The sequence below is a fragment of the Amaricoccus sp. genome (assembly GCF_036846665.1).
Classification (GTDB): Bacteria; Pseudomonadota; Alphaproteobacteria; order Rhodobacterales; family Rhodobacteraceae; genus Amaricoccus.
The window spans coordinates 1-6960 of sequence record NZ_DAIUBO010000204.1 but is presented as its reverse complement, the minus strand read 5'-3'; the positions used below and the strand labels follow the sequence as shown (position 1 = coordinate 6960).

Sequence of the window (6960 nt, the reverse complement as noted above, 5' to 3'; positions counted from 1 at the left end):
CCGAGCGCAAGGAGCACGATGGCGCTGGTGAGCGCGGCGCGATTCTTGCGCAGCCGGATCCAGGGGTCCTGCCACTGGGAACGGCCCGCCACAGCGACGGGAAGGGCTTCGGTCGGGTCGGGATGCACGGTCACCTGGGGCCTCCTTCTGTCCCGCGAACCGGGCGCGATGCCCGGGCCTGCGGTCGCGTCCGGAACCGGCCGCGCGCTGGGCCGGCCTCGGGACGACGGACGTTCGGGCCAAGGCCGATGGGGGTGTCATGGCGGAAGGGGAGGGGCGCCCGGGGCATCAGTCGAACCGCACCCGGGGATCGAGCCATGCGTACATCAGATCCACGATCAGGTTGAAGATGATGATGAAGACCGCGATCACCACCACGGTTCCCATGACGAGCGTATAGTCGCGGCCGAGCGCGCCCTGCACGAAATAGCGGCCGATGCCGGGGATGCCGAAGATCGTCTCCACCACCACCGAGCCGGTCAGGAGCCCCGCCGCGGTCGGGCCGAGATAGGAGACCGCCGGCAGCATGGCGGCGCGGAGCGCATGGACCCCGACGACCACGCGGGTGGGAAGACCGTAGGCGCGGGCGGTGCGCACGTGGTTGGAGCGCAGCGCCTCGATGGTCGCGCCGCGCACGAGCCGCGCGATCACCGCGACCTGCGGAAGCGCCAGGGTCGCCACCGGCAGGATCCAGAAGGCCGGGTTGCCGAGCTCCCAGCCGCCCGCCGGCAGCCATCCGAGCACGACGCCGAAGAGCAGGCTCAGCAAGGGGGCGACGACGAAGTTCGGCGTGGTGATGCCGAAGGTCGCGAGCCCGACGATGGTATAATCGACCGGCGTGTTCTGGCGCAGCGCCGCGAAGGCGCCGAGCAAGGTTCCAAGCACCACCGCGAGGCTGAGTGCCAGCGAGCCGAGCAGGATCGAGACCGGCATGCCGGTGGCGAAGAGGTCGTTCACCGTGAAGTCGCGGCGGGTGAAGCTGGGGCCGAGATCGCCGCGCAGGAGATTGCCGAGATAGGTGAGATACTGCGACCAGAGCGGGGCGTCGAGATTATAGGCCTTGTTGAGGTTGGCCATGATCAGCGGGTCGAGCGGCCGCTCCAGATCGAAGGGGCCGCCGGGTGCCAGCCGGATCATGAAGAAGGTGAGCGTGACGATGATGAACACGGTCGGCACCGCGCTCAGCAATCGCCGGAACGTATAGGCCAGCATCGCATCCCCCGATCATGCGCGCGAGGCCCCGCCGCACGGGGCCCCGCGCGGGTGGCGCTATTCGCTCAAGGAGAGCCAGCGCGTGGCGTGGTTGTCGAGGAGGTTGTCCTCCCATCCCGAGACCCTGTCGGAGACCAGCGCGCGCGACGAATAATAGAGGATCGGGATCGACGGCACTTCGGCGAGATAGATCCGCTCGGCCTCGGCGAGGATCTCGGCGCGGGCGGCGAGATCCGTGGTCTCCGCGGCGGCCTTCATCCGGGAATCGTATTCGGCATTCGACCAGTGCGGGTAATTGAACGAGACGCCGGATTCGTTGAGGTAGAGGAAGTTCTGCGGATCGTTGTAATCGCCGATCCAGCCGGCGCGCACGATGTCGAAATCGCCGCCTTCGCGCAGGTAGTTGAAATAGCCGGTGCCCTCCATCTCATTGAGTGTCGCGGTGATGCCGATGTTCTTCAGCATGTCGGCGACGGCCGTCATGGTGTTCTTGTGGTTTTCCGAGGAATTGTAGCTGAGCTCGATCTGCAGCGTCGCGGGATCGACCCCGGCCTCTTCGAGCAGGGCTATCGCGGCATCCTCGCGGTCGAGCAGGTCCATGCCGGCATAGTCGAGCTCCGGCGCCGGATCGACGTAATTGGCGATGCCCGGCGGCACCAGCGAGAAGGCCGGCAGCATCGTGCCCTGCCAGACCTCGTCGGCGATGAAGTCGCGGTCGATGACCATGGAGATCGCCTGGCGCACGCGCGGGTCGGCGAGCTTCTCCTTCTCGACCTTCACCGGCAGGTAGTAGCTGCCGAGATAGGGCGCGATGCGCAGATTGTCGGGCAGGTTCTCCTTCATGTAGGCCATCTGCTCGGCGGGGACGTCGGAGCAGATCTGCACCTCGCCGGCCTCGAAGCGGCGCAGGCAGGCGGAGCGGTCCTCGAAGGGGATGTAGTTAATGGTGTCGATGGCGACGTTGTCGGCATCCCAGAAGTTCGGGTTCTTCTGCATCACGATCCGGTCGTTCGGCGTGAAGCTCTCCAGCATGTAGGCGCCGTTTGAGACCAGATTGCCCGGCTTGGTGAAGTCGTCGCCGAACGCCTCGACGCTCGCCCTATGCAGCGGCTTGCCGGTCTGGTGGGTCAGGAGCTCGAGGAAATAGGGCGTCGGCCCGCGCAGGGTAATGACCAGCGTCTGGGGATCGGGAGCGGCGACGCCGAGCTCCTCGACCGGCATCTCGCCGCCGGCGATCGCCTCCGCGTTGAGGATGTCGAAGAGGATCGAGGCATATCCCGCAGCGGTCGCCGGGTCCATGATTCGGCGGAAGGTGAAGAGGAAGTCGTCGGAGGTGACCGGATCGCCGTTCGACCATTTCGCGTCCGGGCGCAGGTGGAAGGTGTAGACGTCGCCGCCCTCGCTGACCTCCCAGCTCTCTGCCACCGCCGGGATGAGCGTTCCGCTCGGGTCGGTGGTCACGAGCCCCTCGTAGAGGTCCCGAAGCAGGTTCGCTTCGGAGACCGTGGAGGTGCGGTGCTGGTCGAGGGTGGCCGGGTCGGTGTCGTTGCCGCGGTAGAGAACGGTCTGTGCGGTGGCGAGCGCGCTGCTTGCGAGAAGCAGCGCGGCGGCGCCGGCGGCGATCTGTGTGAAGTGGCGGGTCATGACCCCAATCCTCCCGAACGGATACTTGTTTTCCATGCCCCGCAAGGTTGCACCGCCCCGCATTCCAGACAAGTAGAAATGCTGCCGATGCGACGAATGCGATCACCGGTCCCGCCCTCGCGACAGGAGCGGCCGCGCGATGACGCGGGAGAGCGAAGCGCGGGCCTCCGACCGCAGGATACGGGTGGGTCCGGGGAGAGGGCGGCCAGAGTGGAACCGGGCCGGTGGCCGATGCACAGAATTCCTGACGCCGTCGAGACCCGGCGCCACGTCGCCGACCAGCTCCGCGCCCGCCGGCCGAAGCTCGCCGACCTGATGGAAGCGAGCGAGGCCGACGTGCTCGCCCACATGAGTTTCCGGGCCCGGCCCGGCATGTCCGCGTCGCGGAGTGCCGGACGCCTGTGCAGGGGCGGGGCCCGTTCCCCGGCGACGGCCCATGCCCTATTGCGCCCGAAAGCATCGGTCCGGATCGGCGATCGCCGGTTCCGTCGCGGAGGCATGCGCCAGGTTCGGCCATTCGCTCGGCGCAGCACCCGTCACCCGCCGGAACTCGCGGTTGAAGTTGGGCTTGGTGTTGAAGCCGCTCGTCAGCATGGCCTCCGTGACGGAGGCGCCGCCCTCGATCAGCTTGCAGGCGTGCCGAATGCGCCAGAGATTCACGTAGCGCGAGACGTTCTCTCCCGTCGCGCGATTGACCGCAGCGGACAATCGCTTCTCCGGCAGGTGCAGTCGCCGCGCCAGCCGTGCGAGCGTGAGATTCGGATCCAGATGCGCCTGCTCCCGGCGCAGAAGGCCGTCCAGCCGGGCGAGAATCCCGGCGTTCTCGGCGATCTCCGCGTTCGAGAGCTCCGGCTCGGCGCTCTCGCGCGCCTCGTCGTCCGGACCCGTTGCTTCCGGCGAAACGCTGAGCAGTCCCACGAAGAGCAGCGCAAGCGAGGAGGAGAGGGTGATGAGCCAGCCCGCCCAACCCGCATGGCCGCCGCGCAGGGCCGGCGCGATCAGCCCGTCGCCGATGGCCGAGGCGATCAGCGCCCAGCCGAGGGCTTTCCAGATCAGCCCCGGCATGCCGCCGGCCGCGAGCCGGGCGAGCGGTGCCTCAGAGACCCTGTGCAGCTGCCAGAGAATCGCGCCGCCATAGGCGAGAAAGACCAGCGGCACGACGATGTCGAGCGTCTGGGGTGCGAAGAGGCGACAGAAAAGCGTGAAGGCGGGAGCGGCCGCGTGCGGCCAGGCGTCTCGCAAGGTCGCCCGCCTGACGAGCGCATCGCGGAAGGTGATCCATGCCAGCGGAGGGATCAGGGTGGCGCTTACCGGCAGCACGAGGCGCAGCGGCTGCAGCGCGTAGCCGCCGACGAGGGCGACAAGGAGCGACTGCCCGGCACAGGCGGCGAGCATCATCACCAGCAGCGGCCTGCCCCCCGAGAGAAGGGTCCGGAGGGCGAGGTAGCCGAGCACGATGGCGACGACGGCGGGTATGGGCAGCATCGGCATGGCACCATATTCGACCGAAATCCGGATCGTGGCGACCTGAATCCGGGATCGAGGACGCTTCCCTGCCGGTATTCGCCCCATGGAAGGAGGCACATTCACCCATGGAGGTTCCCGTGAAACGATCTGTCCTTCTGACCGCCCTCGCCGCGGTCCACGCCCTTCCCGCTGCGGCGGAGATGCTCCCCGGCTACGACCGGTTCGACCTGATCGCGGCGCATCGCGCCCGGCCGGTCGCCGCCTCGATCTGGTATCCTGCCGCCGGCCCGACCTATCGCACGCCGGTCGGAGACGGGCCCATCTTTGCGCCGACGCCGGCCTTCGTCGGCCCGGCCGTCGCCGATGGCCGGCATCCGCTGGTGATTCTCTCGCACGGATCGGGCGGCAATGCCGACAGCATCGGCTGGCTTTCGGCCGGGCTGGTGGCCGAGGGCGCCATCGTGCTGGCCGTCGATCATCCCGGATCGACCAGCGGCGACAGTTCGCCCCGCCGCTCGGTCGATCTGGCCGCGAGGGCGGGCGACCTCAGCGCGGCCCTGGACCATCTTCTCGCCGATCCCGACTTCGCGCCCTTCGTCGACACGGGCCGGATCGCCGCGGTCGGGTTCTCCCTCGGCGGCACGACCGCGCTCGGCCTCGCCGGGCTGCGCTTCGACGGGGCAGTGCAGGATGCCGATTGCACCACCGGGCCGGACGCGGCGGATTGCGTCTTCTTTCTCAGGGGCGGCGTGACATTTGCCGATCATCCCGGGTTCTCCGCCGAGACGCGCGACGCCCGCGTGACGCGGTCGGTGGCCATCGACCCGGGCTTCACCGGCGCGGTCCTCGCCGAGAGCCTGCCGGGAGCGATCCCGGACGTGACCCTGATCAACCTGGGCACGGCCACTCGCCTCGGGGCGGTCGATGTCGGGCCGGAGGGGAGCGATCTCGCGGGTCGCCTGCCGGCCGCGACCTATGTGGAGATCGCACCGGCAAGTCATTTCACCTTCCTCGGCCTCTGCAAAGCCGACGCCGAGGACATTCTGGCGGAAGAAGGCGACGATCCGATCTGCACCGATCCCGAAGGCGCCGACCGCGCCGAGGTTCATGCGCGGCTGGTCGAATCCGTCGCGGCAGGCCTCGGCCTCTAGCGCGGCGGGACATGCTTGCCCTGCCGGCGATGTGCCGGGGTCAGGCGGTGGCAGGCTCGTCGAGCATGGCGAGCAGGCGGTCGGCCTCGGCGGCGCAGGGCGCGAGCGCCGCGGTGTTCTCGCCGGGGTGGAAGCGGGCGCGGAGCGCGGTGGGCATCGGCCCGGGGTGAAAGGTCAGCACTTGCGGGCCGATGCGGGCCGATTCGGCAGCCCAACCCCGCACCAGCGCCTCGGCGGCGGCCTTGGTGGCGCCATAGGCGCCGAAGAACGGCGCGCCGCCGCGGCTGTCCGCAGGATAGACGAAGCGCCCCGAGGGGGCGGCGAGCAGGAGCGGCGTCAGCATGACGATCAGCCGCTCGGTGCCGCGCAGGTTCACCTCGACGCTCGTGTCGAAATCCTTGTCGGCGATATGCGGCGTGGGCGAGAGCGGAGCCGCATGGGCGGCGCAATGCACGGCGAGGTCGAGCCGGCCCCAGCGCTCGTGGACGGCGAGGCAGAGGCGCTGGAGGCCACCCTCGTCGGTGATCGAGAGCGGCACCAGCGTGGGGTTGGGGCCGCCCTCGGCGAGGATGGCGTCGGCGAGTTCCTCGAGGCCGCCGACGGTGCGGGCCATGGCCACGACGAGCGCGCCGCGGACACCGAGGGCCTTCGCGACCGCGAAGCCGAAGCCGCGGCTGGCGCCGGTGACCAGCGCCACCTGCCCGTCGAGATCGCTCATGCCGGAACCTTGACGCGGAACCCGCGCGCGACCCGGTCCGACGGGTCGATCGGATAGTCGCCGGAGAAGCAGGCGTCGCAGAACTGCGGCTGGGCCGCATCGCGCCCCTCCGTCTCGCCGCAGGCCCGGTAGAGCCCGTCGAGCGAGACGAAGCGCAGGGAATCCACGCCGAGATAGGCGCGGATCTCCTCCTCGCTCATGCTCGCGGCGATGAGCTTCTCGCGGTCGGGCGTATCGACCCCGTAGAAGCAGGGCCACATGGTCGGCGGCGAGGCGATGCGGAAATGCACTTCCGCGGCACCCGCATCCATCACCATCTCGCGGATCTTGCGGCTGGTGGTGCCGCGCACCACGCTGTCGTCGACCAGGACGATGCGCTTGCCCTCGATCACCGCGCGGTTGACGTTGAGCTTCAGGCGCACGCCCATGTTGCGGATCTGCTCGGTGGGCTCGATGAAGGTCCGGCCCATGTATTGGTTGCGGATGATCCCCATGGCATAGGGGATGCCGCTCTCCTGGGAATAGCCGATGGCGGCGGGCGTGCCGCTGTCGGGGACGGGACAGACGAGATCGGCCTCGACGGGCGCCTCGCGGGCCAGTTCCACGCCGATGCGCCGGCGGCTCTCGTAGACCGACTGGCCGCCGATCACGCTGTCGGGGCGGGAGAAATAGACCTTCTCGAAGATGCAGAAGCGCGGGCGCTGCCGCTCGAAGGGAAACACGCTCTCGACCCCCCCCGCGGGCCAGATCACCATCTCGCCCGGCTCG

At 69.1% G+C, this 6960-nt stretch carries 7 protein-coding genes; 1 reads left to right on the top strand and 6 read right to left on the bottom strand.

What is annotated here, in order from left to right; genetic code table 11:
- The 4 genes from V7050_RS16450 to V7050_RS16435 form a co-directional block, all read right to left on the bottom strand.
- The coding region (locus V7050_RS16450; RefSeq protein ID WP_324410851.1) for a hypothetical protein at positions 1-92 on the bottom strand (92 nt) is incomplete at its 3' end.
- Between the two features lie 196 nt (positions 93-288).
- Positions 289-1212: an ABC transporter permease subunit gene (locus tag V7050_RS16445; protein ID WP_324366653.1), complete on the bottom strand. Its 924-nt coding sequence runs from the start codon at positions 1210-1212 to the stop codon at positions 289-291.
- 57 nt (positions 1213-1269) lie between these two features.
- Positions 1270-2856 (bottom strand): peptide ABC transporter substrate-binding protein, encoded by a 1587-nt coding sequence (locus V7050_RS16440; RefSeq protein WP_324366655.1) that lies wholly within the window; start codon positions 2854-2856, stop codon positions 1270-1272.
- 441 nt (positions 2857-3297) lie between these two features.
- Entirely contained in the window at positions 3298-4341 is a 1044-nt protein-coding gene (locus V7050_RS16435; RefSeq protein ID WP_324366657.1) for a helix-turn-helix domain-containing protein, read from the bottom strand.
- Between the two features lie 119 nt (positions 4342-4460).
- Between V7050_RS16435 and V7050_RS16430 the strand changes: the two genes are divergently transcribed.
- Positions 4461-5474: an alpha/beta hydrolase family protein gene (locus V7050_RS16430; protein ID WP_324366660.1), complete on the top strand. Its 1014-nt coding sequence runs from the start codon at positions 4461-4463 to the stop codon at positions 5472-5474.
- Positions 5475-5514: 40 nt separating this feature from the next.
- Here the strand turns inward: V7050_RS16430 and V7050_RS16425 are convergent, their stop codons facing one another.
- On the bottom strand, positions 5515-6192 hold the full coding sequence (locus V7050_RS16425; RefSeq protein WP_324366662.1) for an SDR family NAD(P)-dependent oxidoreductase: 678 nt from the start codon (positions 6190-6192) through the stop codon (positions 5515-5517).
- The coding region (locus V7050_RS16420; protein WP_324410849.1) for an amidophosphoribosyltransferase at positions 6189-6960 on the bottom strand (772 nt) is incomplete at its 5' end. The genes V7050_RS16420 and V7050_RS16425, both read right to left, overlap by 4 nt.